General features: G+C 45.6%; 1 protein-coding gene. It reads left to right on the top strand.

The genetic code is table 11. The features are described 5' to 3' along the window. A partial coding sequence (locus H5975_RS08460; RefSeq protein WP_204785640.1) for an IS30 family transposase occupies positions 1–355 on the top strand: 355 nt, incomplete at both ends.

Raw genomic sequence — 355 nt, forward strand, 5'->3', positions numbered from 1 at the left:
CTTTTGTGGAGCGTAAGAGTCGCCTGACAATTGTTAAACGGCTCCATGGTCGCGACAGTCAGTCCATGACTCAAGCCGTACTTGAACTAGCTAGTCAACTTCAAGACAAGCTCAAGACGCTGACCGTGGATCATGGTAAAGAGTTCGCTAACTATCAGGCAATTGAACAGCTAACGGGTACTCAGGTTTACTTTGCCCATGCCTATTCACCGCACGAACGCGGTAGTAATGAGAACCGTAACCGAGTTTTGCGACGGTTTATTCCCAAGGGACAAGCCATTGAAGAACTAAGTGATTACCAACTGGTTCAAATCAATTGGTATCTGAATTCACGGCCACTTAAATGTCTTAATTG

The organism is Limosilactobacillus coleohominis, assembly GCF_016901675.1.
In the GTDB taxonomy this organism is placed as follows: domain Bacteria; phylum Bacillota; class Bacilli; order Lactobacillales; family Lactobacillaceae; genus Limosilactobacillus; species Limosilactobacillus intestinavium.